Source organism: Candidatus Palibaumannia cicadellinicola, assembly GCF_002855795.1.
GTDB lineage: Bacteria > Pseudomonadota > Gammaproteobacteria > Enterobacterales > Enterobacteriaceae > Baumannia > Baumannia cicadellinicola_C.
The window spans coordinates 1-3,486 of the sequence record NZ_NJPO01000003.1 but is presented as its reverse complement, the minus strand read 5'-3'; the positions used below and the strand labels follow the sequence as shown (position 1 = coordinate 3,486).

The window sequence follows — 3,486 nt, the reverse complement described above, 5'->3', positions numbered from 1 at the left end:
TAATGATTTGCTTACAATGATTTTTTCTCGTTTTTGTATTGGAAAGTAAGTTACTTCTCAGTTAAATAATAATTTATAATGTTAATATAATTAATGCAATGTTTATTATACTGTTACAGATTTAGCTAAATTACGTGGTTGATCGACATCAGTTCCTTTTATTAAAGCAATATGGTACGCTAACATTTGCATTGGTACAGCATAGTAAATAGGCGCTAGTAATGGCTCTATATTAGGTAAAAAAATGACTTTCATCTCTTTACTTTTAGTAAAAGTAATATTTTTTTCTGCAAAAATATATAATTGACCACCACGAGTGCGTACTTCTTCAATATTAGATTTTAGTTTATCTAATAATTCATTATTAGATACTATTACAATAACTGGCATACCTGGATTTATTAATGCTAAAGGCCCGTGCTTAAGTTCTCCAGCGGCATAAGCTTCAGCATGTATATAAGATATTTCTTTTAGCTTTAATGCTCCTTCCATCGCAATAGGATAAAGAGTACCACGCCCCAAAAATAACGCATGTTCTTTATTAATAAAAACTTCTGCTAAATGTTTAATGGCTTGATCTAATAATAATATTTGTTCAATACAGCTTGGTAATTTTTGTAATGCATGAACGATTTGTTTTTCACTCAATTTATTTATACCACGGATACGAGCTATATATATTACAAACATTAACAGTAATGTTAATTGTGTTGTAAAACTTTTTGTAGAAGCTACGCTAATTTCTGTACCAGCATTAGTTATTAGTACAAAATCAGATTCACGAACTAGTGTAGAACAAGCTACATTACAAATAGTGAGTGATCCTAGATAACCCATATTTTTAGTTAATCGTAATGCTGCAAGTGTATCAGCCGTTTCACCAGATTGAGAGAGTGTAATTAGCAAACTACCTGATCGTACTATTGATTTACGATATCGAAATTCAGAAGCTATTTCTATATCACATGGTAATTTGGCTAATGCTTCTAACCAATAACGAGATACCATAGCTGAGTGATAAGAAGTGCCACAGGCAATAATCTGAACATGCTGTACTTGTCTTAATAGTATATCAATATCTGGGCCTAACTCTGCCATGGTAATTAATCCAGAGCATAGATGTTTTTCGATTGTATTTTTTATAGCTAATGGTTGTTCATAAATTTCTTTTTGCATATAATGACAATATGGACTTTTATCTATATCTTTCATATCAGTTTTAATCTGATATACTATTTCAGCTCGCTCTACTATTTTTCCTATATTATTCCATATACAAATAGTTTTGTTTGTAATTTCTGCTATATCTCCTTCTTCTAAGAAAATAAAGCGACGTGTTACTGGTAGTAACGCACGCTGATCTGAAGCAAAAAAATTAGCTTCTTCTCCACGTCCAATAATTAATGGACTACCAGAACGAGCTGCAACTAACCTACTAGGATTTAGGTTATCCATAATTACTATACTATAAGTACCATGGAGTTGAGGAATAACTCTTTGTATTACTTGAGTTAATAAATTATTTTTTTGACACTGTTCCCAATGTATTAAGTGAGCAATAACTTCAGTGTCTGTTTCACTAAGAAAAGAATAACCACGCTGACGTAATATATCACGTAATAATTGATAATTTTCAATTATCCCATTATGAACTATAATAATATTATTTGAAATATGAGGATGAGCGTTACTTTCTGTTGGATTACCATGAGTAGCCCAACGAGTATGAGCAATACCAGTTTCACCACTTAATGAATATTGCTTAACTGCTTCTACTAAAGTATTTACTTTTCCTACTTTACGTAAGTATTGTAAGTTATTATTATGATTTATAACGGCTAGCCCGGCAGAATCATATCCACGATATTCAAGTAGACGTAATCCTTCTAATAGAATATTAACAATATTGCGTTGTGCAACGGCACCTATTATTCCACACATTGAGTTTTATTCCTAAACCTAATTTTAGGTAGAATGATAATATAATATAAAGTACAGAGTACTGTAGATTCTATATCTAATATCTAAAATTTTTTTACTGGTCGCTGCCAGTTAAGAATAGGAAACTGACGTATTCGGCTAATAATCGTTTCATTAGAAGCTATGTCATTTGTCACAGTCGTTCCAGCACCAATTGTTGCCCCATTACCAATAGTAATAGGTGCAATTAGTTGACTATCTGAGCCAATAAATACATTATCTCCAATAATGGTTTTATGTTTATTAGCACCATCATAATTACAAGTTATAGTACCTGCGCCAATATTAACTTTTGTACCAATTTGAGCATCACCCAGGTAACTTAAATGTGCTACTTTAGATTGTTTCCCAAGTAATGATCTGTTTATTTCTACAAAATTACCAACATAAGCATCTTCTTGAAGTTCACTACCAGAACATAAATGTGCGAAAGGTCCTACAGTACTTCTGGTAGCTAAATGTGAGTATTCAATAATAGAATAAGGTTTAATTACAACATTATTATTAATGACTGTGTTTTTAATAACAGAACCAGTACCTATTGTTACTTGATTACCAATAGTAACTTTTCCTTCAATAATGACATTAGTATCAATATAAAGATCATATCCATGCTGAAGTTCTCCGCGTAACTCAAATCTAGTAGGATCAGCAATTTTAACCCCAGCTAATAATAAACGTTCTGCTTGTTCTTGCTGATAAATACGTTCAAGAATAGCTAGTTGTAAACAATTATTGACTCCTTTGATTTCACTCAGTCGTTCAGGATGCACAACATTAATTATTTGTCCTTCCTGCCAAGCTAACGTAATAATATCTGTAAGATAAAATTCTTTTAGAGTATTTTTATTAGTTAATTTCTTTAACCAACGCTTTAAGTTATTCCCACGTGCTACTAAAATACCAGTATTAATTTCATTAATAAGTTGTTGTTCTTGATTTGCTTCTTGATGTTCTATTATCCCAATAATTTCTTTATTTTTATATAATATACGTCCATATCCATCTGGATTATCTAACTTGGCTGTTAATAAACTAATACCTTGTTCAGGATGTGCAGCTAACAGACGTTCTAATGTTTTTGGAGATATTAGTGGAACATCACCATAGAGAATTAAAACTTTTTCATCATCATCCAAAACTGGAATAACTTGTTGGACTGCATGTCCAGTACCGCATTGTTCTATTTGTTTTACCCAATTTAAAGAATGATTTTTTTTTGCTAGCTGTTGTTGTAATAAGGTACCATATGCACCATAAATTAAATAAATATTAGTAGCATTTAATTGCATAGCAGCATCAATGACATATTGTATGATTGGTTTACCAGCTAAATGATGCAATACTTTTGGTAAATGAGAATTCATTCTTGTACTTTTACCTGCGGCTAGAATTACTATACTTAATTTTTGTTTTGACATACTTATCCTATTATTTAGGCAAAAAAATTTTTTTTAGTTCTCATATCATAAAAGAAAAAAGATTACATCTTGATGTAAATATACT

The 3,486-nt window shown here is 30.9% G+C and carries 2 protein-coding genes; both read right to left on the bottom strand.

The window, feature by feature from the left end; translation table 11 throughout:
• Window positions 1–105: 105 nt before the first annotated feature.
• Complete coding sequence (glmS, locus tag CEX73_RS00070) at window positions 106–1,941, bottom strand: glutamine--fructose-6-phosphate transaminase (isomerizing) (protein ID WP_101626626.1); 1,836 nt, start codon at window positions 1,939–1,941, stop codon at window positions 106–108.
• A gap of 83 nt (window positions 1,942–2,024) precedes the next feature.
• The gene (glmU, locus tag CEX73_RS00065) at window positions 2,025–3,401 is read right to left on the bottom strand and encodes a bifunctional UDP-N-acetylglucosamine diphosphorylase/glucosamine-1-phosphate N-acetyltransferase GlmU (RefSeq protein ID WP_101626625.1); all 1,377 of its coding nucleotides are present in this window, start codon (window positions 3,399–3,401) and stop codon (window positions 2,025–2,027) included.
• Window positions 3,402–3,486: the final 85 nt, after the last annotated feature.